Source organism: Ruegeria arenilitoris, from assembly GCF_013032445.1.
Taxonomy (GTDB): domain Bacteria; phylum Pseudomonadota; class Alphaproteobacteria; order Rhodobacterales; family Rhodobacteraceae; genus Ruegeria; species Ruegeria arenilitoris_F.
The window spans coordinates 21,710-46,145 of sequence record NZ_WQCA01000022.1 but is presented as its reverse complement, the minus strand read 5'-3'; the positions used below and the strand labels follow the sequence as shown (position 1 = coordinate 46,145).

Genomic DNA, 24,436 nt, shown 5'->3' with positions numbered 1-24,436 from the left:
CGGACAGCTTTACCTACACCATCACCGACGGCACTAACACAGATACCGCAACCGTAAGCTTTGATGTGCGTGATCCAATTGATGTTTGGTACGGGGATACACAGACCTTTGGTGCACCGGGTGCATCGCAGCAGTGGGTAAATATCCTGGGCAATGCCTATGCTGCAGGGCTGGTGTCGTTGAGCTATTCCCTTAATGGCGGTCCGGAACAGACACTTTCTATCGGGCCTGATACTCGCCGACTTGAAGAAGACGGTGATTTCAACATCGACCTCGACTTTGCTGCGCTGGATGGCTCCTCTGTCGATGATGTGGTGACCATAACGGCGACCTATTCAAATGGAGATGTTTATACCCGGGACATCGCGATCGACTATGAAGACGGCACAGCTTGGGCCGCTGATTACGTGGTCGACTGGTCGAATGTCACGAACCTGCAAGATGTGACTCAGGTGGTCGACGGGGACTGGACGGTCACCGCAGACGGTGTTCGAACAACGCAACCTGGATATGACCGGATTCTGACATTTGGCGATCAGTCCTGGGACAACTATGAGGTTAACCTGTCTCTGACGATCAACGACATTAACAACGGAACACTTAGAGATGGCGCTGGTCTTGGATTTGGGATGCTCTGGGGCGGGCATACAAATGATCCCATTTCGGGCTGGCAACCACTTGCTGGATACAACCCAATTGTTTCGCCGTTCTACAACATTAATAACAATCGGTTTGAGCTTCACGATCACCCGAACTGGAGTTCACCGCATCTCGACACAGCGCCTTTCAGCTTTACCGAAGGCGCAACATACAACGTGACCATCCGGGTGGAGCAGACCGACCTGATCAACAGGACCTACCGCTTCAAAATTTGGGAAGAAGGTAGCACTGAGCCTGTAGAGTGGCTCATGGAGGGTACCGATGTGATGACGGAGCCCCTGAATGGCTCTTTCGCGCTGATTGCTCACCATTGGGACATCACCTACCACGATCTTGCATTTGCCGAAATTGAAGGCGATGACATCATTATGGGAACCGATGGCACGGATCTGCTGGTTGGTGCAGATCCCAATGTGGCGCTGCCGGGGCTGGGGGAACGTGATGTGCTGGTTGGCCACGAAGACGCGGATGTCTTTGTCTTCGGTGATTCTAACGGTAGCTACTACAATGACGGCGACGGCAGCACTGATGGCGTCAACGATTTTGGCTACGCTTGGGATTTTGTTTCCGGAACGGATCAAATTCAGCTGGCTGGAGTCTCGACGGATTATGTTCTGACCGAGGATGCTGCGGGCCTGCCTGCGGGTACCGCAATCTGGCTATTGGGGGCCGGTGGGGACGAGGACGAATTGATCGGTGTGATCAATAGTGTGTACGGGTTGTCGCTAACCAGTGACGACTTCCTCTTCCAAGGTGATTTGCTGGCCTGAGGCGCAGAGACCACGGTTTGAACGGTTTTCACAAAAAGGTTGAATTCTGGTTGCGCCCTTGTATTCAGAATGTACGATTTTGATTGGATTTCACCCTTGCTGTCGCTTTCAGTTACATGCCGGAAACCCGGAAAATTGCATGGCGATAACCTTTGCCGGGGTGAGTGTTTTTGTTGAAGGTCACTGAGTTCGACGGTGCCGGGTACGCGTTGTCGTTTGGGCCAGAGGCTGATTTAGGAGGTTGGCAAGTTGCGCATTCTGGTTACCGGGCATAACGGGTATATTGGCGGGGTTCTGATCCCCTTTCTGCAGGAGCGCGGGCATCATGTGGCCGGGCTCGACAGTTACTATTTCGAACATTGCGACATGTCCGGGATGCCCGAAGCGGACGCCGTAATCCGCAAGGATATCCGTGATGTGGAGCCTGCCGACATGGAAGGTTTCGACGCGGTGATCCATCTTGCCGGTTTGTCGAACGATCCGATGGGAAATCTCAATCCACAATGCACCTATGACATCAACGCGAATGCAACGCTGACCCTTGGCCGCGCGGCAAAGGCGGCTGGGGTGGAACGGTTCGCATTCTCGTCGTCCTGCTCGATTTACGGGGCTGCCAGTCCCGAGGATGTGCTGGACGAAAGCGCCGAATTCAATCCGGTTACGCCCTATGGTGAGTCCAAGGTCCGCAGCGAGGCGATCCTGTCCGATCTGGCGGATGACAGTTTCTCGCCGGTCTTCCTGCGCAATGCCACCGCTTATGGTGCCTCACCCAAACTGCGCGCGGATCTGATGGTCAACAGCCTGGTCGGTTACGCATTCCTGCAAGGCGAGGTTCTGATCAAAAGCGACGGTACACCCTGGCGACCATTGGTTCATATCGAGGATATCAGCCGTGCCTTCCTTGCCACGCTGGAGGCCCCGCGCGACCTGATCCACAACACCGCCTGGAATGTTGGACGCTCCAGCGAAAACTACCAGGTGCGCGACGTTGCAGAGCATGTCGAGCAACTGGTTCCGGGCAGCCGCATTGCTTATGAACCGGGCGGCGGACCCGACAAGCGCTGCTACCGGGTGGATTTCTCGAAGATCGAAACCGGGCTGCCGGGCTATGACCCGCAATGGACGGTCCCGATGGGTATTGAGGAACTGCACAAGGCCTATGTGAACAACGGGCTGGAGCTGGCGGATTTCGAGGGCTCGCGTTTCACTCGCCTGAAAACACTTCAGGACCATATGGAGAGCGGCGCGCTTGATGCCGAGCTATTCTGGACGGAACGCCGCGCTGCTGCGGGGTGATCCGTGACACCTGCAGATATCACCACGAGCGGTGAAGCGCCGGGCACAGCCTGTCCGTCCTGCGGCCAGTCCGGGAATATACGGCCTCTCTATGATCTGACCGACATTCCGGTGCAGAGCACGTTGCTGTTGCCGGACCGTGTCACTGCGCTCGGGTTTCCGACCGGTGACATGGCGCTGTGCTGGTGCCCCGAATGCGGGTTGGCTTTCAACGCCCGGTTTGATCTGGCGCGGGTCGATTACGGCACTGGGTATGAAGACGCACAGGGCGGCTCGCCCACATTCAATGCGTTTGTAGCGGATCTGGCGCAGGGCTGGATCGAGCGATTCGGCCTTGGCGGCGGGCATCTGATCGAGGTTGGATGCGGCAAGGGTGATTTCCTGCGCCTGATCTGCGTCCAAGGCAGCTGTAGCGGTACCGGCTATGACCCGGCCTATGTACCGGGCCGCAGTTCGGAACCGGGCGGGCTGACCTTTCACGCTGAGAACTTCACCAAATCCCACGTACCGGTAGACGCGGATTTTCTGATCTGCCGGCACACGCTGGAACATATTGGCGATGTCGCCGGTTTTCTGGCTCTGATGCGGCAGGCCGCCGGGGATGGTAGCCGCCTGCGCTTTGGTTTCGAGGTGCCGGACCTGCGGCGTATCCTGATCGAAGGTGCGTTCTGGGACATCTATTACGAGCATGCCAGCTATTTCACCGCCGGATCTCTGGCGCGGGCCTTCCGGCTGGCGGGGTTTGATGTGCTCGACCTGCGCCGGGTTTATGGTGAGCAATACCTGATCATCGAAGCAGCAGTATCGGATCGCCCGTCACCGCTGCCTGAACTGGCCGACGATTTGGCTGAGACCACAAAACTGGTTGCAGAGTTCCGCGATACCGCGCGGTCGCGCATCGACGGATGGCGGCAGCGTTTTGCCGCCTGGCATGACGCAGGACAGCGCGTGGCGCTTTGGGGGTCCGGTTCGAAGGCGGTGGGTTTTCTGACCACCATCGGTGATCCGGGGATCGTCTCGTGCGTCGTCGATATCAACCCGGCACGGCAGGGGCACTACATGCCCGGCTGCGCCGCCCCCATCATGGCACCCGAGATTCTGACCGAAAAGCGCCCGGACATCGTGATCGTGATGAACAGTATCTATCGTGACGAAATCGCCGCGCAGATCGCCAGCATGCAACTGTCCCCTGAAATCCTGACAACTGATACCGCCCCGGAAATGGAGCCAACGCAATGACCGCCACACCTTCTGTGCCTGCCTGTCCGGTTTGCGGCGGGAACCATGCCAGGCTTTTCTTTTCACTGTCCGATCAGCCGGTGCTGATCGGCGTGCTATGGCCGGATGCTGACAGCGCCCGCGCCTGCCGCCGGGGGGATATCGATCTGGCCTTCTGCCCCGATTGCGGATTTATCTGGAATGTGTCCTTCGATCCGGACCGGATCGAATACGATCAGCAATACGACAACTCGCTGCATTTTTCGCCGACCTTTCAAAACTATTCGCAGAAACTGGTCGACCGTCTGGTGGACACCTATGGGCTGCATCAGCGCACCGTGGTCGATATCGGCTGTGGCAAAGGCGATTTTCTGGCCATGCTCTGCGAGGCCGGGGGTAATACCGGGTACGGCTTTGACCCATCCTACGAGGGTGAGCGGGTCAACACCTCGGCCGCTGACCGTATCACCTGGTCGAATGACTATTATGGCGAAGAACACGCCCGCCTGCAGGCCGACCTGCTGGCCTCGCGTTTTGTCTATGAGCACATCCCGGCCCCGAATGATTTCCTGCGGATGATCCGGCGATCGATCACCGATCCGGATCGTACAGTGATCTATTTCGAAGTGCCGGACACCGATCTGATCATTCGGCAGGGTTCGGTTTGGGACGTGATTTATGAGCATTGTTCCTATTTTAGTGTCGAATCCTTGACCCGGTCCTTTGCGGTCTGCGGCTTTGACGTGCTGCGCGTGGAAGAGACCTTTGAAAAGCAGTTTCTGACAATCGAAGCACGGGCTGCGAGAACGGATACCGGCAACCCGGGCAGCAACACCGGCAACCCGGGCAGCAACACCGGCAATCTCGGGCAGCTGGCGGCGGATGTCGCTGCATTTGGCGAAACACAGAATGCCAAGATGTCCGATTGGCGCGACCGGCTGGCGCAATGGCGTGCCGAAGGTCGCCGGGCTGTGGCCTGGGGGGCAGGTGCCAAAGCGGTTGGTTTCCTCAACATGCTGGGGGACCGTGACACGATCACCCGTGTGGTCGACATCAACCCACACAAACAGGGTAAGCACCTGGCCGGAACCGGCCAGCAGATCATTTCGCCACAGGCGCTGACGGAAGATCCGCCCGATGTTGTCGTGTTGATGAATCCTATCTACCGTAACGAGATAACGGCACAATTGGCGGAGCTTGGGCTTGCGCCGGAACTGATCAATTCCTGATACGAAACGCATTGAAGTAAAAAGAGAGGCCCCGCATGTCAGCTCCTACCGGATCTTTCCCCTGTCGGTTTTGCGGCACACACCTTAAGCATACGCTGGTCGATCTCGGCATGTCGCCCCTGTGCGAAAGCTATGTCGCTGAAGAAAACTATTCGAAGATGGAGCCGTTCTATCCGCTCCATGCCTTCGTTTGCCACGAATGCTATCTCGCCCAGCTCGACGAGTTCGTCCCGGCCGAGGAGATCTTTACCGAGTATGCCTATTTCTCATCCTATGCAGATAGCTGGGTGGAACATGCGCGCCGCTATTGTCACGACATGAAAGACCGTTTCGGACTGGGTTCCGACAGTCAGGTGGTCGAGGTGGCCAGCAATGACGGTTATCTGTTGCAGCATTTCGTGACGCTGGGCATTCCCTGTTACGGGGTGGAGCCCGCAGAAAACGTGGCCCAGGTGGCCATCGACAAGGGTGTTCCGACCGAGGTCGAGTTCTTTGGTGTCGAAACCGCCCAGAAGCTGGCCGCACAAGGGCGGCAGGCCGATCTGATCCTGGGTAAGAACGTGTTGGCGCAGGTGCCCGATCTGAATGACTTCGTGGCCGGGCTGAAGATCATGATGAAGCCCGGTGCGGTGATGACAATCGAGTTTCCGCATCTTCTGGCCACCATGGAAGGCAACCAGTTCGATCAGGTCTATCACGAGCATTACTGCTATTTCTCGCTGATTGCGGCGGAACGGGTCTTTGCCCATCACGGTATCCGGCTGTTCGATATCGAAGAGGTATCCACCCATGGCGGGTCACTGCGCATCATTGGCCGCCACGAGGAAGACGACACCAAACCGGTGACCGACCGGCTTGTTGCCTTCCGCAACCGGGAACTGGCTGCGGGTCTGGACCGGATGGAAACCTATGCCTCTTTCGACGAACAGGTCCGCGAAACCAAACGCAAGGCGCTGGAATATCTGATCGCCGCGGCACGCGCTGGTAAACAGATCGCTGCCTATGGCGCGCCGGGCAAGGGCAACACTTTCCTGAACTATTGCGGGATCAAAACTGACCTCATCTCTTATACGGTCGACCGCAACCCCTATAAACAGGGTCGCTATTTGCCCGGTTCCCGGATTCCGATCCACCATCCGGACAAGATCGCTGAAACCAAACCGGACGTTATCGTCATCCTGCCCTGGAACTTCCGCGACGAGATCGCCGAACAGCTTTCCTATACCGCCGAATGGGGTGCCGAACTGGTGGTTTTTGTCCCCGAAGCCACGGTGCTGACATCACAGGAAACCCGGGCGCGAGCCTGAGCAAAAGGAAAAGGACCAGTTATGAAAGTCGTTTTGTTCTGTGGTGGTCAGGGAACCCGACTGCGGGATTATTCCGATCAGATTCCCAAGCCGCTGGTGCCTGTGGGTGGTCGTCCGATCCTGTGGCACATTATGAAGTACTATGCATCTTACGGGCATAAGGATTTCATCATTTGTCTGGGTTACAAAGGCGAGGCGATTAAGCAGTTCTTCCTGGACTATGACGAGCGGGTGAATAACGACTTCGTCTTCGAGAATGGCGGTGCCAAGATCGACGTTCTGCAAAGCGATATTCAGGACTGGCGCATCACCTTTGTCGACACCGGTCAGAATACCAATATCGGCGGTCGCCTTTTACGCGTGCGCGAGCATCTGGACGGCGAAGAAATGTTTCTGGCCAACTATGCCGACACGCTGACCGATCTTGATCTCGATGCAATGATCCAGGGCTTTTCCGCCACCGATGCGGTCGCCGGTTTCTGTTGTGTAAAACCCCCGTATTCCTTCCATTTGGTGTCTTTCGGCAACGACAGCCGCGTGGCGCAAATCTCGGATGTGAAAGACTCGGGCATGTGGATGAATGGCGGCTATTTTGCCCTGCGCCCCGAGATTTTCGACAATCTGCATGAAGGTGAGGAACTGGTGATCGAAGGCTTCGAACGTCTGGTCGGGCAAAAGCGACTTTATGCGCATCAGCATGAAAGCTTCTGGACCTGCATGGACACGTTCAAGGAAAAGCAGGCGCTGGATGATCGGGTGGCCGCCGGGAATACGCCCTGGCAGGTCTGGAAGGACGACTAAGACGATGCGTGAACTCGGCCTTGGGAAACTCGGCACGGTGCTCTGTCTCGGTGCCCACAGCGACGATATCGAAATCGGTGCGGGCGCAACCATTTTGCGGCTCATCCGCGACAATCCGGATGCCCATATCGTCTGGGTGGTCTGTGCAGCCTCGGGTGTCCGCGGTGAAGAGGCCCGGGCCAGCGCCGAACGCTTCCTGGAAGGCACGGGATCATCCGAGATCATTCTGAAGGATTTCCGTGACGGCCATTTCCCACATCAATGGGCCGAAGTGAAGGCGTTTCTGGAAACGCTGAAAGTGCACGACCCCGACCTGATCCTGACCCAATACAAGCAGGATCTTCATCAGGATCACCGCATCCTATCAGAACTGACCTGGAACACGTTCCGCGATCATATGATCCTGGAATACGAGATTCCGAAATGGGATGGTGGCATGGGTTCACCCAACGCCTTCGTCCCCGCCTCTGTTGCGGATACCGACACCAAAATCTCGCTGCTAATGGAGTGTTTCGCCTCTCAGGTGGGCAAGCACTGGTTCGACGACCTGACATTTCGCGGCCTGATGCGGCTGCGCGGTCTGGAATGCAACGCCCCGGACGCGCTGGCCGAAGCGTTTTATGTCAGAAAGCTGCGATTGGGGTGAAGATAGGTCGAAGCACCCGGAGCAATGGCTGCGGGTCAGAACGGCTTCTTTTCTACCGCCCGCTGATAGGCCCCGATCAACGCATCGACCTGATGATCCCAGCCCAATTCCGCCTCGACCCTGGCGCGACCGAAACGGCCCATTTCGGCTGATTGTTGAGGATCATCAAGCAATTCCAGAATTTTGTTGGCCATATCCTGCGTGTCATTTGGTGCAGCATAGAGCGAAGACCGGCCTGCAGAATAGCGTCCCTCGGTTACATCAAACTGGACGATAGGTTTGGAAAACGCCATATATTCCAATATCTTGTTCATAGTGGATTTGTCGTTCATCGGATTTACCCGGTCCGGGTTCACACAGACATCTGCCGTCGAAAGCACTGCGAACAAATCCATATCAGGTGCGCGCCCGGTAAAGGTCACGTAATCACTCAGCCCCAGTTCCTCGGCCTGCGCCTTCAACCCGTCCAACGCGGGGCCACCGCCAACCAGGACGAACTGCACATCGCGGCGGCGGTCCTGCACGATGATCCTCGCAGATTCTAGCAGCAGGTCGATTCCTTCCTGATCGCCCATGACACCGACATACCCCACCATATGCGCACGACCCTTGCGCCAGTTCGGGTTTGGCTCGGTCACAATCAACCGGTTGAGATCAGGGCCCGAACGCACAACAAATACATCTTCAGACGCAATCCCACCCCGTTCCTGTGCGATTACACGGTAACTTTCATTGGTCGAAATCACCACATCGGCGCTGCGGAATGTCCAGCGTTCGAACAGCACCATGAGCTTCCAGAAAAACCCGCGCTTGCCAAATTTGGCCTCGTAGAGCTCGGGGTTGATATCGTGGTGATCGAAGATGAACCGCTTGCCAAAAAGCTTGAAGGGTAGGGCCACCAGAAAAATCAGGTCGGGAGGGTTGCAGGCCTGCAGTGTGTCAAACCCGTGACGGTGCGCCACCCGCAACGCCAGCCGCATTTCATGAAACAGCGCGGCCCCATACTCCAACAGATAGCCAAGCGCTCCGCTGGCGTCTATCGGCAGAGCGTGGCGATAGATATGCACCCCGTCGATCTCTTCGTATGGGGCTTCGTACCCCTTGCCCGTGGGGCAAATCACCGCGACTTCGGCACCAGCCGCGCGCAGCGTCCGGCATTCGTGCCAAACCCGCCGGTCGAAGGGTAAGGGCAGATTCTCAACGATGATAAGCACTCGTCGACCTTTAAGAGGCTTGTCCTGCCGGGCCACATCCATGCGGGGCGTTTCGACCAGATCGGTATCTTTCATGGCAACTGACCTGTATGGCGGATCTCCGGATCTCCGGACAAGGACAATCCGTCAATCGTCGCGTTAGAGACGATAACCCGATCATAACTTGCAGCTTCAGCATGGGTGCGCTCGACCAGCAAACGCTCCAGCACGGGCAACTGGCTATAGGCATAGCCCAAGTTGGCCCCAACCAGCTTAGTGGCATCAATGCCCGGATCATAAATCTCCAACTCGAATCCGGCGGCCAGAAGCTTGCGCGCCAGATCGACATTCGGGCTTTCACGCAGATCGTCAGTGCCCGCCTTGAACGCCAGGCCCACCAGCAGAATACGTGCCGGTTTTTCCAACCCTTCGACCGCATATTCGAACAGACGGTGCTTATGTGCCTCGTTCGATCCCAGCAGGCTGTTGATCAGCGGCAAGTTGGCACCGGTATCGGCGGCAATATATTGCAACGCCCGCACATCCTTGGGCAGGCACGAGCCGCCAAAGGCTCCACCGGGCCGCATGTAATAAGGAGAGATGTTCAGCTTGGTATCCGAAACGAAAATCTGGTGCACCTGCTGCGCAGAAATACCCTGTGCCAGACAAACGCGACCGACCTCATTGGCAAAGGCCACCTTGACCGCGTGCCAGCTGTTATCAACGAATTTAGTGATTTCCGCTTCGCGGTAGCCAACGACAAAGATCGGTGCCTTTATATTGGCGTTCAGTTCCTCCATCGCCGCATTGGGGATCCCATCCCGGGTTCCAATCACCACTTTCGGAGGATTGAAGTAATCCTCGACAGCGCTGCCCTCACGCAGGAATTCGGGATTATAGACCACCTCAACCCGGTGTTGCGCCGCTTCGCCCAGAACGGCCTCGAAAATCGGCAGGACCAGTTCCTCGACAGTGCCGGGGCGAAATGTCGAACGATAGGCGACAACCAGCGGGCGATCCCGATCAGCGGTCAATGCCACCGCGATCTGCCGGGTCACATCCGCGATGAAGCCCATATTGTGCGATCCATCTGCCGCTGAGGGTGTACCGACACAGACAATGACCAGATCGCAATCGTCCAAATGCGCCGCAATCGTCACGTCTGCTGAAATCCGACCGGCCGTTACACCCTCGGTCAACATGTCCTGCACACGCGGCTCCACGATCGGAGCCTGCCCGGCCATGATCTGACGCACCTTTTTCTGGCTTACGTCAATTCCGATGACCTCATGACCCTCGCTGGCGATGCAGCAGGCTGCCGTAAATCCAACATAGCCAAGGCCCAATACCGCAACCTTCATTAAACTCTACCCAATCCTGAAAACTCACAATCAAAATGAAACGCTATGGACAAGCCGGTCCGCCCGCACCTGAAAATCCCGGATTCTTTTCCTGTTGCCCCCATCCTAGGTCGCCTGAATTCCACCATAGAAAGACACAATCCGGGCGAAAAAGAAACACTTGGCATGTCAGGAAATACAAGCGTTGCGCTAACCCCACCTTACCTGTGCGACGGATACCATGATCTGCGTCCGATTGTTTCGGCGAGTTGCCAGAGGTGTTGATAGGTAACATTCCTGGCGATCTGCTGCATTCACTAAAAAGGTGAAAACGCACTGCCGGATTCTTCCTGCGACGGGTGCTGGTTTCGGCGTAACGGGACCTATTGCTCTTCGTCCCGAACCTCACGAAAACTCCGCCCTGCATCAGGATCGTGTCCAGTCGTTTCGGGCCTGCCGCTGCGCCCCAAAAGAACCGAGCCGGATCATCGCATAGCTTCTATAAAGCCGGATCATGACCAGGCAGTAGAACGCCTGAAAGCGCATCCGAAGACCCGATATCCTGCTTGTGGTTGCGATCCGAAGCACTTCGACCAGGGGCGAAACCGCCAGAGCGACCGCTTTGGCATACCATTTTGGCATGCGTCCCATCCCCGTGGGCATTTCTTGGTATTCGTGCAGGATGTGGCGGTCCCATTTCTGAACCAGCTTGGAAAACTGTGTCCGGGCAGGGTGATAAACGATCATATCCGCGACATAGATGATACGGTAGCCGGACGCGCGGGCCCTCTGTCCCCAGTCGCGATCTTCGGCCACCCCGATTCCGGCAAACGCGCCGACCCGGTCGTAAACCTCGCGGCGCATTGCCAGATTTCCGGTGCCTGAAAACCCCTTGGCGATATACTTTTCATTACGGTAGGCATAGATGCGTTCATAAGCCTCCAGAAAAGTTGGCTTGTTCGGGTTCAGGATATTGACACGCACATCCCCGCCGACAACCTGAGTTTCGGGATTGTCAAAGACGCGTTCGATTGCAGCCAGCCACTCTCTGTGGGCATGACAATCGGCATCAATAAAGGCCAGAATTTCGCCTGATGCGTGGCTGACACCTTTGTTACGGGCTGGTCCGGGGCCGGGCGTTGTTTCACGCAGCAATGTGACATCGGGAAAGTCAGCGCAGACATGCTCGGGAGTTTCAATGGAATTATTGTCGACCACTATGATCTCGACATCGGCGGAAACCGGGGTTTGCGCTTTGAGCGTGTCCAGACAGATCTGTAGATATTCGGGTTGATTATAGTGTGGAACGACTACTGAGATGCGCATGGCTGGGCCCCAAAAGGTTTGTGACTAGGAATCCGTGGGAAACAAGAAGAGTAGATAAATTTGATTTCCGGCCTGCAAATACCTATCGGGGTACACGGGTTTTGCACGATTGGGTGGATATTTTTTTCCGGCTTCGCTCCGGGCGCAGGCAGCCCCTGATATTGAGTTTTTATTCAACATAAATCGAATTATCCGGGAGATTTCTCCGCCCATATCTTCACCCGTACCCGTATCCATACGCCCCTTCGGAATAAAGGCATTTGTTCAATACGATACCCATCACGTTGGTAAGCTCTGCCAACTGGCGTTCTGCAACATCGATCTGGTCTAGCGAGGTTTGCTCGGCAGCGACCACAAGCAGAGCGCAATCGGTATTCTTGAGAAACCCGAAATTGTCATCCGCGGCCGCCAATGGTGGCATGTCAAAGATCATGATGTCCGGTTTGAAATCGGCTTCAATTGCGTTCAGCACCTCAACTGTCGCACCGCTTTGCAGAATTTCGGCAGGATTCCCAACCGGACTACTGTTTAACCCCAACGCCACGTTGTCACTCAGCCTGCGACCATGATCGGCGAAAGCAACGGATCCGGTCAGCACGTCCCCCATCGTGCGTACGCAATCCTGTTCCAGGATTTTTGCCAGCCCGACCCGGCGCAGGTCAAGATCCAGTATCATGGTGCGCAGATCGGACTGCCGTTCAAAGCTGAAGGCAAGGTTGGCCGCCGTTGTGCTTTTGCCGCAACCGCTATGGGGCGAAACCAACGCTACCCGTTTCCAGCTATTCGCCCGGGCCTGCTGCAGGATGCGGGTGCGCAACATGTCAAATGGACCTGAATCTGCGCCGCTGGTGCTGGCGACAAGCCGGTTTCTTTCGAGTATCCGTGGCGATACCGATACAGGCGTCAGTTGTTCCCACAAGGTGGTGGTACGCTCCGGCGCTTTTTTCAGCGCCACAGGCGGGCTGGTTCGCTGCCGTTGAGACCGGGCCTTCTCTATGGCTACCTGCAATTTTTCCATCGCGCACTATCCTTACCAGTCTTTATCGTTCATTTGTCTGATCATCAGCGTATGCCTATCTTTTCCATTGTCCGTTCAGCGATCAGATCCAGCGGCTGGTAATAGACATGAACTACATAAACTGCTGCCGGTACGGCAATTATGATCACCAACAACCGCGCCAGTTTCCAGCTTCGCCGCCGCCAGATTTCACCCGGTGTCGCAATATAGGGAATAGTTGCGAGGGGCGTCACACCCAGACGAGATACCAGATCCTCGGGCCGCCGGACCGAGCGGTTCAACAGTTCTAGCAGTACAACCAGAGCTATCCCGCACAGGATGCCAAAGAAACTGCCCCCACCTGCGATCAGTGCCCGGTTGGGTTTCGACGGCTTACTTGGCACCACTGGCGGTTCAATAACTGACACACGCTGACCCTGTGCCGTCACCTCAATACGCTCACCCGTGCTGGCCCGAGACAGGCGATCCACGGCCAGATTGTACTGCTGTTGTATATTGTCACGATCCAAAGCTAACTCTTCCGCGCGGATCGCATTTGCAGGGGTCCGATTGATCGTGCCGGTTATCTCATCCAACTGCTTTCGGGTTGCGCTCTTTTGCGCCTCAAGCACGCCAACCCGCGTCGCGATCTCGGCCAATTGCACATCCAAAAGCGAATTACCTGTTGCTTCTTCGTCCGGTTGCGGATCCGGCTGAGCCCGAACAACTTCTTCGGCCTGCGCGATCCGGGATTTCAGAACCTTCACTCGTGGGTTCTGTTCCGAATAGACCGCAAGGGCTTCGCTAAGTTCGCGACGCAAGGCTTCCAATTGCTGACGTTCGGGCGTCAGGTCACCAACACCGGTGCCACCGACCTGCCCGGTGTTTTCGAAAAGCAGAAGCAGGTTTTCGCGTTGATCTTTCAACCCTGCTATTTCACGCTCGGTCGTGGACAGGCGTTCCTGCAGAAAGGTCTGCTGGCTCAACCGGTAATCAAGACTTTCCGGCAGGGCATCAGCATTTTCAGTTTTGAAGGATAGGATGCGCGCATTGCGTTCGGTCAACTCTTCGCTGAGGCGGGCCACCTCGCGTTCGAAAAATTCCAGCGTCTGGGTGGCGCGCCCGGTCCGCGATTCCACATCCTCCTGTTGAATCAACGTCAAGTAATCGTTGAGAACTCCGGCCGCAATTCGTCCCGAACGCGCTTCGAAACTGATCTGCATCAGGGGCACCGAACCGCGGCGGCTGCTGGCTTTTACCGATGTGCGCGCGCGCATCGCCTGCACAATCCTGTCGGCCGTCATTTCCGATTTGTCGGCAAAAACCCTCTGCTCGTTGGCGATATCAAGCAGATTGGCCCGTGTCAGCAGACGCTGTTGCAATATCTGCAACTGCTCTTGGGCCGAGGTGCGCACTGTCGAAGCTGCAAGATCGTCCGGAATACGTGGGGCTTCAACAATTAGCGTCATCTCTGACACATAAACTGGCGGCAAGGCTTTGGCGACGATGATTGATGCTGCGCTTATCACTGACGCAACAATCAAGAAATACGGTAGGCGCCGCGAAAATATCGACCAATAGTACTGAAGATCCACTCTCAGTTTTCCCGTTTTCCGTTAACCTGCATCAGGCTGCTTTTCATTTTGCTCACCCCGTCTTTTCTTCTGGAGGAATCTTTTGGCCGTCCCGCAACACGAGCATCTGGGGCTTGGTTCCTTCAGCCCCTTCCGACAGCGCATGCGCCCCAAAAAACACGCCATCCCTCAGGACATTCTGAACGATCCTGGCTGTGACCGTGCGTGCCTCGTCAGTCCAAGTATAGAGCATCGCAAATTCGCATAGCTGATTCACCAGCCGAGGCACGCCCCCTGTGGCCTTATGAACCAGCGCACATGCGTCGGTGGCGAATTCCTGCCCCGTTCCGCCCGCCACCCGCAGCCGGTGCGCAATATAGCCGGCAGTTGTTTCAGCATCCATGCTAGGCAAATGGAAACTTGCTGCCACCCGCTGGGCAAGCTGGCGCATCTGCGGATGCAAGACCATGTCCTGCAATTCCGGTTGCCCAACAAGGATCAGCTGAATGAGTTCATCCTTGTTGGAATTTATGTTTGTCAGCAAGCGTAGCTCTTCCAAGCCTTCCCGCGATAGGTTCTGCGCCTCGTCAAAGATCAGAACCACACGGCGACCAGCCGCATATTCACCGATCAGATAATCCATCAAGGCTTGAAAAAGCTGCACATAAGACGATTGAGAGTCGACTGATACATTCAGGGCATTGAGGACCCATTGCAATATTTCCCCGCGCCCACCTTGGGCATTCGAGACCAACCCAGTCGTGACATTGTCCTCCATCTGGCTGATCAGCTGTTGAAGCAGAGTCGTCTTCCCCGAACCGATCTCGCCGGTGATAAGCGTGATAGGCGCATGCGACATGACGCCAAATTCCAGAATGGAAAACGCGTGTCTGTGTTGGGAGGACCAATACAGAAAGCCGGGGTCCGGCAACAATGTGAATGGCCGCTCACTCAAGCCAAAGTGGCTAATATATAAATCACCTGAGTTCATAACGACCGACAAACCCTCAACACCGAAACCCAAAGATACAACCGGAACTTGTCCGACTATAAACTACACGACCTATACTGACATGGCCTAATAGCGCCATGAATACAGAAATATTTGATTATCCAATCAAGACCACATCTTCAAATGACACAGATTTGTGGAAATTTTAAGGAATATTCGCGTTAAACACTCTCAACTGCGATCTGACACACTGAATTGCCTTATCATAGACCTGTCCGCGTTGCGCAGCGCAGCCATCCCAAAAGATAACGCGGATGCGCTGCCCCCATCCGGATGGCCTGCGCCGAATGCGCACGCGCCTCGGACCAGTTGCCCAATGACCGCAGCCCGCCAGCGATGCGATGATGATGTTTTGCAAGTGCCGCAGGTTCACGGGAAAACAAATCATAGTGCAATTCCAGTATTCTCTGCTGCGAGGCCACACGCTTTGGATTGGAATGCGTAATAGAATTGGCGCTCATCCGCTGCACAACCAGATCGGAATCAATGTAGTCGATGGGGCCTTCCTGAGCGATGCGTAGCATCAATTCCCAATCAACAAGGGCATTTAGCGATTCATCAAAGCCACCAACCCGGTCAAAAATATCGCGACGCACAATCAGCATCTGGGTCGAAATGAAGCTGGAATGCAGCAAAGATACCAGAATATTTCCCGACAGGGGGGGCGTTCCAGGGCGCGGGAAGCGATCTGTGGCGGGACTGTCGGGCGACGTGTCGGACTTAACCAGCATACCGCAATATCCGGCCACAAACGCGCCCGAAGACAACTGCGGCATTTGTTCGGACAAGCGCGTCGGCAGCCACAGGTCGTCACTATCCTGGAATGCGATCCATTCAGAATCAGTGTGCTTCACACCATAATTACGGGTTGCACTTGGCCCGCGCGGACCCGGATTGGACAAAACGCACAGCCTGTCATCCTCAATGCTGTCCAGAGCCGCGCGCGTACCGTCGGTGGACCCGTCATCAACCGCCACAACGTTCAACAACGGATAGTCCTGTCCGAGAACACTTGTGACGGCCTCTATCACCGTGTCTTCACGGTCGCGGCAAGGAATAATAACGCTGACATGAGGTAAAGTACCCATCTACCTATACCCTGAGAAAACCACTTCTTGTTATGCTATATACCCTGCTTGACGCCTATATGTTCTGGGGGCAAGTGTTAGTTCCATTGGGGTGAGTGACAATGCCAAAACTTTCCGAAATTTGTCGGGGGCGTGACAACAATCTAAATCTGATTCGCGCTGTGGCCGCCACTGCAGTACTTGTCTCTCATGCCTGGCCAATCACTCAGGGACCTGCTGTTGCCGAACCGTTATACAACATATTCGGTCGGTCCCTAGGCACTCTTGCGGTCTATGTCTTCTTTGGGATATCGGGATTTCTCATCACCGCCAGCTTTCAGCGCTCATCCAGCAGGATCAGCTTTGTGCTGGCACGCGTGCTGCGGCTGTTTCCGGCTCTGGCCGTCAACCTTCTTCTGGTCGCCTTCCTGCTGGGCCCGCTGGTCACGACGTTAAGCTTCAGGGACTACATGTCAGGTGGCGCTCCGCTATCCTTTGTGCTGCACGACCTAGCACTGTTCCCGCTGATCTATACGCTTCCGGGAGTTTTCACAGATCAGCCGGTCGAGGCGGTCGTCGGTTCAATCTGGACATTGCGGCACGAAGTGCTGTGTTATTTGGGGGTCTTTCTCGCCGGCCTGATAGGATTTTGGACCACGCCCTTCAGAGCAGCGCTGGCACTGGCAATCTATGTCGTAGGCTGGCTGGCACTGGCTCTGCTCCCGAGTGAATTGCCCGGGTTGGTTACAGCGTTTCACAGGCTGTCCGTACCTTTTGCCATTGGCATCGCTTTCTGGATCTGGCGCGACAGGATTATCTTGTCATTCTGGCCACTCATACCACTGGCAGCGCTGGCCTGGATTACCAAAGATACGGTTCTGGCGACACCAAGCTTCATTTTAACCTTGGTCTGGGCAACTTTCTGGCTGGCCTATATTCCCGGCGGCGCGATCCGCAAATTCAACAACCTCGGAGACTATTCCTACGGGATTTACGTCTATGCCTTTCCAATACAGGGGCTTGCCGTGTACCTGTTCGGCCCGCAGTCGCCACTGGAAAATATCCTGTTTTCACTGCCGCCGACCCTGGCCCTGTCCATCCTGTCTTGGCAATGGATCGAGGCACCATCCATGGCGGCCAAGCCCGTGATTTTGCGCCTGTTCGGCCTGAACAGAGAGCCCAAGGCGCTCCGCTAAAAGCTATTGCGATACGCTTTGGTAAGCCGAGCTCCAAACGGCCATATCCGAGGACTCGAGCCTACATCGGCACAAATCTGGGCAGGCGCGGTAGACTTTCTCCAACAAAACCCAACAATCGGGCATCCGCGTCAGCATCTGTCTCACCCTCATGGATCGGTGTTACATAGCGGACCAGCGCGCCATCGGTACGACCCATCATCAGACCATCGGCTACAACGCCGAGTTTAGCAGCAAAATCGTTGGTCTGGCGTTTGCCGCGCTGTTCGAACCAGTAATAGACCAACTGCTTCTGCAGTCCTTTCTGGATGACAGCACGGTTTACCTCAAACGTACCATAAGCAGGCACACCCGGATCAATCTGATAGGGCTCCAGGCTGAAGATTTCCCAGCCGCCCACTGGCAGGCACACCTCAGGTGAATGGATGCCGTCACCCTCAGTTTGTTTGTCGTAGAAGGCGACAAACATGTTGATATAGCCGTTCTGTCCCGGTGCGGCATAGGTAGTGTTGAGGTAATCGGTCGCGCCCAGTACGCGTTCGACATCCGGGTCCAGAAGCGCCGCCGACCCTGACCAGTTTCCTAGCTGGCGCGGATATAGCGCAAAGGGGCTTCGATCAATTGGCTCTCTGTCCGAACTGGGCTGTAGAAGCCAGACCGCCGATACTGCCAGCGTCAGCAGCGCGCCCGCAGCCATGGCGCGCGAGGGCCGGATGGCAAAGATGCGTTCGGCCACATGCAACAGGCCGCTGGTGTCCAGATCGATCGCTTCGGCCAGCGGTTTGGGGTTTGGGGTCAGGCGCTGTAGCGCAACGGCCATGGCAAACAGGATAGCAATACAGGTCAGGAAGATCACCCAGCCTTCGAAGAAGTGCAGGAACCCTTCGGCCATTTCGATGCCGTGATGATTGACCAGAACACCGATCACGCCGATGCGGATCGAGTTCATCAGCACGGTCAGCGGCGCGGCCGAGACCAGCAGCAGCACCTTGTGCCAGATCGGGCCACGATAAAGCAGCGCGAAAAGATAAGAAAAGCTAAGGATTGGGAACAGATAGCGCAGACCCGAGCAAGCCTCGGCTACCTGCAGCTTATAGACGCCCAGATCGATGATATTGCCATCCAGATAGACCGAGACACCGGCCTGCTGCACGAACCAGACCCCGATGACCGAGGAGATGCCCTGCAGAAAGATCGTGAGCTTCCAGTAGATGAAATTCGGCAGTGGCAGCATGAAGATCAGATGCAGCACCGGTAGCTGATGTCGACGACCGATATTCCAGCCAAACACTGTCAGCACCACGCCGCCGGTCCAGATGATCATCGCATAGGTGACAATATCGGGCACCTTGGCAAGATTGCCCAGGATCGCCACAGCCAACCCGAATGCAATGACCATAATTCCCGGCCACCGGTCTCGGACTTCACCCGGCGGGGGCGGGTAATTGCGCATTTCGCGCAGGAACAGATAGAGAGAGATGACCGGGATCAGCGGGCCGTGACTGTATTCAGCGGTTGCCCAAGCTTTACCCAGCGATACGATTCCGATCCAGAAGATCGGGGTTGAGCCTAGAACCAACAATGTAAACCAGAACAGTCCAACCGGATTGAAGGATCTTACCTGGCTAACCGGCGCTGTCAAATCCGCTCGTTCCATCTGATACTCGAAAAGAAACATCTGGCAATCTTTACGGGGTGAAGCTTACCAAAGAGATTAATAATTGCTACTCAAACTGCAGTGAACAATAGGGCGAGCCCGCCGGAATAGCCCCAGGTGCAGTAGGGTTAAATCATAATTTGTCTGTTTTTTAGGGTCTCAGTATAAATTCCCGATCGATTGTGGCAAAAACAGAATGAGATTGCGCGCGCTGAGCTTCAATTTCCTCACGCATTCGATACCGGTATCCGGCACTAAGAGCCCAGTCCGCGGTCAAGGCGTGCCTATAGGCAGCGGTAAAGTTGGCTCGATCAATCGTATCGTCGAACTCATCCGTGATTGTATAGGCCGCATCCAGACTGATGCCGGATACGCCATTGATGTTGTGGAAATAGCCCAAGAACAGAGCAGTTCTGAGCACATTACCCCGCTGATCATCGAAATCCAGTGACCGTCGGAACCTTGCGCTGATCTGTCCCCTCGGCAGATTCTGAATCCAATTCAGAGACCCGATGAAATCTGCATTGTCCAATTCGGAATCCGCCACGCCAAATGTGATCCCAAAGCTGCCGGTGGGCAATTCCAGATCGCGCAGGATCAGGAAATTACGAATATCTCCGTCTTCGGTCACGATCTGTTCAAGCCCGACACCCGCAGTGCCATTTGGCATGTCTCTTTCCAGGTCCAGCCGTCCCGTTGGGCCATCAGTTCGCGTCACAACGCCGAATTCTCGCGTGTCAATCGTGGTATAACCAATCTGCGTATCAAGACGCCAGATCGGAGACAGTTCAAACCCTAACCCGACATAACCCGTCGTGGTTTCGCGCCGTGTCTGCTGGGTATTGTCTTCGTCAAAAAGCCGGTAACTCGCTCCCAGTGATGCTTCAGCTCTGGGGGCGTAGCGCAAGAACACGTCGCCGGTCAGATTGAAACGATCGGTATCGATCAACCCAGGATCAGTGGTGTCGGTATATCTAAGTGATAGATAATTCGTGGTGAAAGCGGCTCCGATCGGTGAGTCACGACCAAGTTCGAATTCCAATCCACCTCTGTAGCGTTCACGATTGCCAGTGCCGTTCAGATCGTCCAGATCGGGCGGGAGTTCGATCTCACCCTCAGCATTTTCGAAGTCAGCAAGTGGCCGAAGAAACTGAATGTTAGACTGAAAATAGCTTGCGTTGAAACCGAAGGCTGATTGTGCTCCCGCGCGGTCGTAGGTCAGGTCAATCCTCTGGTCATCCAAACCTGAATCCGTACCAGGTCCATCCGCAGCGCGCAGAACCGTGGACGCCGTCAGGCCAAACCGGTCAAGTGGGGTTTCGTGGCTCAGACCCAACGACAATCCGGTGGAAGCGAAGGAAGTTCTGCCCTGACTGACCGAGTCAAGATCAAGGTTGTCGTCAGTCTCCAGACTTTGGCTGAAACCAAGGACAATTTCGGTGCCGTTTTCCTGAGCGGCGGCGGGCAGCAAGCAGCAAAGAAACCACGTGCCAACCAAAAGGGTGCGATAGATCAGATGCCTTCCCACAATTGCCTCAATATTTTAGTTATTCTGCGCACCACCGCTGCTACTTTGGTTATGAATGTTTGATGCGATCAACAGTCGGCAATTTTGAGTTGCCGTTATTTGGAGTGTTACAGCGTCTTGCGCTGCAAGTCGCTAAAAAAGAACTACCTAGACGTCCTTTGATATGCTCCGTATTGCGATTGCAACAATTGGTGAACGCCCGCCTCGCCGCAATACATCACGACATCATGCTAACGGTGACCTGGTCAATCATACAGGCGACCAACCTGTTTTTGCGGCTCGTTGTTTCAGGGCAAAATTATATGTGGAGCGTTATATGCTCAACCCTTTCAACTTAGGTCGAACGGCCTGATTAAGACTGCTTTACTAAGGCTTCCACCTAGGGCCAGATTCATTTTGCAACACAAACACCTTATCCTGTCACAGTCGCGGTGAGCAAACCGAGGGTGATATACAAGTTCCACTGCGCTCCCGGAAAGAACTGACAACGCCACTTAGGCCAGCCAATTTGCTGACACAAAACCGCTTGAGTGAAACGGCCCCTTTACAGAAGTCCTGAACCAGAGCGCTTAATCAATTGCATTCAATCGGACATTGAGGAGTTACAGGTGAAGGATTTCGTTCCGCGAACAGAAGTTCGCCAAGTCACAGTCGGGATTATAGGCTTGGGCTATGTCGGTATACCGTTGGCCATCTCTGTTTCAGAAGTTGGCTTCAAGGTAGTAGGATTTGATATTCTCGAAAAGCGCATCGAACAGATGAGCAACAGGGGCAGCCCTATCGGTCATATTTCATGTGATGCGATTGGCAGGATGCGCGCCGACGGGTTCGAAGCAACTTCTGACTTTTTGCACACTGCCGAATGTGATGCACTAATCATTTGTGTACCGACGCCGCTAAACAGCCACCGCGAACCAGACCTAGGCTTTGTCGAGGGCACGATGCGCACCATCGCACCTTAATTCAGAAAGGGTCAGTTGCTTAGCCTTGAGAGTACAACGTACCCGGGGACAACAACGGAAGTTCTATGGACTTACGTTGAGAATGCCGGATTAGTTGTGGGTGAAGACGTCTATTTGGTTTGTTCCCCCGAGCGGGAAGATCCGGGCAATCCCACCTATAGCACCCAGACGATCCCCAAGTGGTTGGCGGCCACACATCTGAGTGCCTCGCAGCAGGTACCGCTCTTTACCCTTTATAGATACGGTCGTTACGGGCCCTGAACGGGGCTGGTAAATCATTGAAGGGCACAAAGCTGTTAGCTCTCGGTATCGAATACAAACGAGATGTGGACGATATGTGCGAAAACCCTTCGGTTTATGTGATGGAGAGGCTTACCGAATGGGGTGGTGATGCTGCTTATTAGGATCCCCATGTTCCGGTTTTTCCAAAATGCGGGATCACAGCTTTGATCTAAGGTCTGTTGAACTCACGCCAGATACCATAGCGTCCTTTGACGCAGTATTGCTACTGACTGATCATAGCGCTTTGGACTACGAAATGATTACCGCAAATGCCAAAATACTGGTCGATACGCGTGGCGTATACCGGGACAACCCGACTGTTGTTAAGACCTAGCTCTTAGCGTTGAAAATGTAGACTCCGAAAATTGACTTGTTGAATAAAAATAAAGCGCCTGCGAAGTTCGCAGGCGCTTCGGCATTAATCGCCAAATCTATCAAGCGAACTTCTTACGCCGGCGCACAAAGCCCAAGCCCACCAAACCGCCAATCAGAAGAAGTCCGGTTGCCGGAAGTGGCACAGGCGCGACTGTAAAATTCTTGATGACGAAGTTGTCTGTCGACTTACAATAGAAGCGGTGACAGCGATGATCGTCTGCGCGAACAGAGAAAGATGAGGCAATCACATCTCCAAAATAGAACGCGTTAGCACGGCTCTCATTAGCAACCCGTCTGTGACCAACAAAGATATCCCAGTCATCATTCCTATCCACACGCGACATCACAACCGATACCAAGCGTACCGCCGTATCAAAAGTGAATTTCAGCCACTCGTCGTAAAGACCATCCAGCGCTCGCGTGTCGTCAAAACGACCAGCTTTGACGCCTATACCATCGCGGGTCTGAGCCACACGTGCTCGCCCGAACGGGCTTATGCTGTGTGCTGTAACCTTGCCGGAAACGCCTTGAACATCAAAGGTACCCATACCTCTTGAGATGGAAAGGTCGCCACCACTCATGAGATGAACCGTAACGGCATGCGCCCCGGAGGCCATCATCATAACGACGGAAAATATTATAATAATTTTATTCATGTCTAAAGCGATCATAACCTAGAAACAAAACTACCCACGATTGACTGTAGCAGAATGTGCAGATTCAATCTATGAGAACCCCGCGAAGGTCACGAAAAAGACACATTCTGCGTGATCCGCGCGCTAACCTTCGATAAACAATAAGATATTAAATCAACACGCAATCGCAGAGGTTGAAACAATTCAACCTCGGTGCCCTTCATATCGCCAGGAGACTCCGAACTCGGTGATTCTACTTTTCAGATACCGGAGGATCGGCAGGCGGCCGCCTACTCTACCCGTTTCCTGACCCAGCCCAGAAAAGCCTTGTCCGGGCTGCGCAGCGCCTTGCGGCCGGAGCTGACCCAAAACCCCTGCCACTCGGCCTCCAACGCGTAGACATCCCAGCCAGGCGCCAAAGCACGGGCGGCGTCAAGGGTTTCCGGCTTAAGGGACAGGCCGTCGCCTGCCTCGATGACCACAGCGCGACGCGATACGCGGATGATATCGCCTGGCTCTTCTGTCAGTACGTAATCCGGCAGATGATCGGCCGCGATCATGTCGCGCAACATCTTGCGAAACACCCGGCGCGGTGAGGCAGAACCGGATTTCTTCAGCAGCGTCTCGACCGAGACCCGCCAGTCGGGTTGGCGCCCGCAGTGCTTGCGGGCCAGTTCGTAGATGCGCCGCTCCAGCGGTTTGCGCAGGCGGAAGTAATCGCGGCTGAGCGTCAGCACCGATTTCGCCAGCACGGCCCGGAACAGCCAGTCCGACAGCTTGACCGAAACACTGACCATCCGCCCGGCCCGGGTGTGGCGCACAATCTCCCAGCTTTCGATCAGGCCGAAGCCTGTGGTCGTCTCAACCCCACCGGTTACCATATTGGTCGTGATGCGGGTGCCAGCCAGTCGTTCAAACGCCTCACGGAGCCGCTTATAGCCATCGCCTGACGTTTCGCGATTGGTCGCCACCAGCAGATCATGCGCCTTCAGATGCAGCACCCGGCTGACCGCGCGCCCCGCGTTGATTGCTCCCATGAGCTGGCTGATACAAAAAATCAGGATGTCCTTATCATGGATTGTTGCCAGCCCCCGTACCGAGGGCGTGACGGTGATTTCCACCCCGTTATGCTCATAGCACAGGATACGCCGGTCAGGGCGCGTAGACAGTGAGAACATCGGATGCTCCATCGATCCCATGTCTGTCTTGGGCAGCGCATCAAAGATGTCACAAACAAAAAAATCCGCTGTTGGATACCGATCCGGCAACAACCCCCCTGCCCCGGCAGCTACATCTCTGCTCATAGAAAATTGCTCAGAACTGAAACGCCCCAGCCCATACCTCTGCCCCTGATCTACCCGAATC

General features: G+C 55.2%; 18 protein-coding genes and 2 pseudogenes. 9 read left to right on the top strand and 11 right to left on the bottom strand.

Annotation, left to right across the window (positions count from 1 at the left end; all coding sequences use genetic code 11):
- The 7 genes and pseudogenes from GOW98_RS21905 to GOW98_RS21875 form a co-directional block, all read left to right on the top strand.
- A pseudogene (locus GOW98_RS21905) lies at positions 1-1,430 on the top strand (hypothetical protein); the annotation flags it as partial.
- 249 nt (positions 1,431-1,679) lie between these two features.
- The gene (locus GOW98_RS21900) at positions 1,680-2,726 is read left to right on the top strand and encodes an NAD-dependent epimerase/dehydratase family protein (protein ID WP_170336066.1); all 1,047 of its coding nucleotides are present in this window, start codon (positions 1,680-1,682) and stop codon (positions 2,724-2,726) included.
- A 3-nt stretch (positions 2,727-2,729) separates the two neighbouring features.
- Positions 2,730-3,965 carry a class I SAM-dependent methyltransferase gene (locus GOW98_RS21895; protein WP_170336063.1) on the top strand — a complete coding sequence of 412 codons (1,236 nt, stop codon included), beginning with the start codon at positions 2,730-2,732 and terminating at the stop codon, positions 3,963-3,965.
- Positions 3,962-5,173: a class I SAM-dependent methyltransferase gene (locus GOW98_RS21890; protein ID WP_170336060.1), complete on the top strand. Its 1,212-nt coding sequence runs from the start codon at positions 3,962-3,964 to the stop codon at positions 5,171-5,173. The genes GOW98_RS21895 and GOW98_RS21890 overlap by 4 nt, the downstream gene beginning before the upstream one ends.
- Before the next feature lie 35 nt (positions 5,174-5,208).
- Entirely contained in the window at positions 5,209-6,480 is a 1,272-nt protein-coding gene (locus tag GOW98_RS21885; RefSeq protein WP_170336058.1) for a class I SAM-dependent methyltransferase, read from the top strand.
- A 21-nt stretch (positions 6,481-6,501) separates the two neighbouring features.
- Entirely contained in the window at positions 6,502-7,281 is a 780-nt protein-coding gene (locus GOW98_RS21880; protein ID WP_170336056.1) for a sugar phosphate nucleotidyltransferase, read from the top strand.
- A 4-nt stretch (positions 7,282-7,285) separates the two neighbouring features.
- On the top strand, positions 7,286-7,927 hold the full coding sequence (locus GOW98_RS21875; RefSeq protein WP_170336054.1) for a PIG-L deacetylase family protein: 642 nt from the start codon (positions 7,286-7,288) through the stop codon (positions 7,925-7,927).
- A 35-nt stretch (positions 7,928-7,962) separates the two neighbouring features.
- On the opposite strand, the gene GOW98_RS21870 is transcribed toward GOW98_RS21875, so the two are convergent.
- The 7 genes from GOW98_RS21870 to GOW98_RS21840 all read right to left on the bottom strand — a co-directional run bounded on the left by GOW98_RS21870 (position 7,963) and on the right by GOW98_RS21840 (position 16,457).
- Positions 7,963-9,216 carry a glycosyltransferase family 4 protein gene (locus GOW98_RS21870; RefSeq protein ID WP_170336052.1) on the bottom strand — a complete coding sequence of 418 codons (1,254 nt, stop codon included), beginning with the start codon at positions 9,214-9,216 and terminating at the stop codon, positions 7,963-7,965.
- On the bottom strand, positions 9,213-10,481 hold the full coding sequence (locus GOW98_RS21865; protein WP_170336050.1) for a nucleotide sugar dehydrogenase: 1,269 nt from the start codon (positions 10,479-10,481) through the stop codon (positions 9,213-9,215). Before GOW98_RS21865 ends, GOW98_RS21870 begins: the two co-directional genes overlap by 4 nt.
- Positions 10,482-10,886: 405 nt before the next feature.
- Positions 10,887-11,786, bottom strand: a complete 900-nt coding sequence (locus tag GOW98_RS21860) for a glycosyltransferase (RefSeq protein ID WP_170336048.1) — start codon at positions 11,784-11,786, stop codon at positions 10,887-10,889.
- A gap of 217 nt (positions 11,787-12,003) precedes the next feature.
- On the bottom strand, positions 12,004-12,804 hold the full coding sequence (locus GOW98_RS21855; RefSeq protein ID WP_170336045.1) for a CpsD/CapB family tyrosine-protein kinase: 801 nt from the start codon (positions 12,802-12,804) through the stop codon (positions 12,004-12,006).
- A gap of 44 nt (positions 12,805-12,848) precedes the next feature.
- On the bottom strand, positions 12,849-14,252 hold the full coding sequence (locus GOW98_RS21850; RefSeq protein WP_170336043.1) for a lipopolysaccharide biosynthesis: 1,404 nt from the start codon (positions 14,250-14,252) through the stop codon (positions 12,849-12,851).
- 178 nt (positions 14,253-14,430) lie between these two features.
- On the bottom strand, positions 14,431-15,381 hold the full coding sequence (locus tag GOW98_RS21845) for an ExeA family protein (RefSeq protein WP_254438118.1): 951 nt from the start codon (positions 15,379-15,381) through the stop codon (positions 14,431-14,433).
- 191 nt (positions 15,382-15,572) lie between these two features.
- On the bottom strand, positions 15,573-16,457 hold the full coding sequence (locus tag GOW98_RS21840) for a glycosyltransferase family 2 protein (protein WP_170336041.1): 885 nt from the start codon (positions 16,455-16,457) through the stop codon (positions 15,573-15,575).
- 101 nt (positions 16,458-16,558) lie between these two features.
- Between GOW98_RS21840 and GOW98_RS21835 the strand changes: the two genes are divergently transcribed.
- Positions 16,559-17,632, top strand: coding sequence for an acyltransferase family protein (locus tag GOW98_RS21835; RefSeq protein WP_170336040.1), 1,074 nt, complete (start codon positions 16,559-16,561; stop codon positions 17,630-17,632).
- A 61-nt stretch (positions 17,633-17,693) separates the two neighbouring features.
- On the opposite strand, the gene xrtD is transcribed toward GOW98_RS21835, so the two are convergent.
- Both xrtD and GOW98_RS21825 read right to left on the bottom strand, forming a co-directional pair.
- Complete coding sequence (gene xrtD, locus GOW98_RS21830) at positions 17,694-19,310, bottom strand: VPLPA-CTERM-specific exosortase XrtD (RefSeq protein WP_254438117.1); 1,617 nt, start codon at positions 19,308-19,310, stop codon at positions 17,694-17,696.
- A gap of 130 nt (positions 19,311-19,440) precedes the next feature.
- Positions 19,441-20,817, bottom strand: a complete 1,377-nt coding sequence (locus tag GOW98_RS21825; RefSeq protein ID WP_170336038.1) for a hypothetical protein — start codon at positions 20,815-20,817, stop codon at positions 19,441-19,443.
- A gap of 530 nt (positions 20,818-21,347) precedes the next feature.
- On the opposite strand from GOW98_RS21825, the pseudogene GOW98_RS25880 reads away from it, so the two are divergent.
- Positions 21,348-22,040, top strand: a pseudogene (locus tag GOW98_RS25880) (NAD(P)-binding domain-containing protein).
- 455 nt (positions 22,041-22,495) lie between these two features.
- Here GOW98_RS25880 and GOW98_RS21815 read toward each other — a convergent pair.
- Both GOW98_RS21815 and GOW98_RS21810 read right to left on the bottom strand, forming a co-directional pair.
- Complete coding sequence (locus GOW98_RS21815) at positions 22,496-23,107, bottom strand: VPLPA-CTERM sorting domain-containing protein (protein WP_170336035.1); 612 nt, start codon at positions 23,105-23,107, stop codon at positions 22,496-22,498.
- A gap of 254 nt (positions 23,108-23,361) precedes the next feature.
- The gene (locus GOW98_RS21810) at positions 23,362-24,375 is read right to left on the bottom strand and encodes a replication initiator protein A (RefSeq protein WP_170336033.1); all 1,014 of its coding nucleotides are present in this window, start codon (positions 24,373-24,375) and stop codon (positions 23,362-23,364) included.
- Between the last annotated feature and the right edge of the window lie 61 nt (positions 24,376-24,436).

Bases quoted from the DNA above. Each gene is read 5' to 3' on its own strand.
- GOW98_RS21810 (WP_170336033.1), bottom strand. From the start codon at position 24,375: ATGAGCAGAGATGTAGCTGCCGGGGCAGGGGGGTTGTTGCCGGATCGG.
- GOW98_RS21875 (WP_170336054.1), top strand. From the start codon at position 7,286: ATGCGTGAACTCGGCCTTGGGAAACTCGGCACGGTGCTCTGTCTCGGT.
- GOW98_RS21850 (WP_170336043.1), bottom strand. From the start codon at position 14,252: ATGACGCTAATTGTTGAAGCCCCACGTATTCCGGACGATCTTGCAGCT.
- GOW98_RS21840 (WP_170336041.1), bottom strand. From the start codon at position 16,457: ATGGGTACTTTACCTCATGTCAGCGTTATTATTCCTTGCCGCGACCGT.
- GOW98_RS21890 (WP_170336060.1), top strand. From the start codon at position 3,962: ATGACCGCCACACCTTCTGTGCCTGCCTGTCCGGTTTGCGGCGGGAAC.
- GOW98_RS21880 (WP_170336056.1), top strand. From the start codon at position 6,502: ATGAAAGTCGTTTTGTTCTGTGGTGGTCAGGGAACCCGACTGCGGGAT.
- GOW98_RS21870 (WP_170336052.1), bottom strand. From the start codon at position 9,216: ATGAAAGATACCGATCTGGTCGAAACGCCCCGCATGGATGTGGCCCGG.
- GOW98_RS21860 (WP_170336048.1), bottom strand. From the start codon at position 11,786: ATGCGCATCTCAGTAGTCGTTCCACACTATAATCAACCCGAATATCTA.
- GOW98_RS21835 (WP_170336040.1), top strand. From the start codon at position 16,559: ATGCCAAAACTTTCCGAAATTTGTCGGGGGCGTGACAACAATCTAAAT.
- GOW98_RS21855 (WP_170336045.1), bottom strand. From the start codon at position 12,804: ATGGAAAAATTGCAGGTAGCCATAGAGAAGGCCCGGTCTCAACGGCAG.
- GOW98_RS21885 (WP_170336058.1), top strand. From the start codon at position 5,209: ATGTCAGCTCCTACCGGATCTTTCCCCTGTCGGTTTTGCGGCACACAC.
- xrtD (WP_254438117.1), bottom strand. From the start codon at position 19,310: ATGTTTCTTTTCGAGTATCAGATGGAACGAGCGGATTTGACAGCGCCG.
- GOW98_RS21865 (WP_170336050.1), bottom strand. From the start codon at position 10,481: ATGAAGGTTGCGGTATTGGGCCTTGGCTATGTTGGATTTACGGCAGCC.
- GOW98_RS21815 (WP_170336035.1), bottom strand. From the start codon at position 23,107: ATGATCGCTTTAGACATGAATAAAATTATTATAATATTTTCCGTCGTT.